This is a genomic window from Stenotrophomonas sp. 05N423, assembly GCF_056397145.1.
The window spans coordinates 1-350 of record NZ_JBFTMV010000048.1; the positions used below are offsets into that span (position 1 = coordinate 1).

Consider the following 350-nt stretch of genomic DNA (forward strand, 5'->3'; position numbering starts at 1 on the left):
GTGGTCTGTGGTCTTCTGGGTCGGACGGATACCGACGATTTCGATTTCTTCGCCGACCTTGATCACGCCGCGCTCGATACGACCGGTCACCACGGTGCCGCGGCCCGAGATCGAGAACACGTCTTCCACCGGCATCAGGAACGGCTTGTCGACGTCACGCTCCGGGGTCGGGATCCAGCTGTCCAGCGCCTCGACCAGCTTCAGGATCGCCGGCACGCCGATATCGCTCTGGTCGCCTTCCAGCGCCAGACGGGCCGAACCGTGCACGATCGGGGTGTCGTCGCCCGGGAAGTCGTACTTGCTCAGCAGCTCGCGCACTTCCATTTCCACCAGCTCGAGCAGCTCGGCAT

The 350-nt window shown here is 64.3% G+C and carries 1 protein-coding gene; it reads right to left on the reverse strand.

Translation table 11 applies throughout. From position 1 onward, the window contains the following. On the reverse strand, positions 1–350 hold a 350-nt coding region (locus tag AC1DGW_RS16915), incomplete at both ends, for an EF-Tu/IF-2/RF-3 family GTPase (protein ID WP_478025219.1).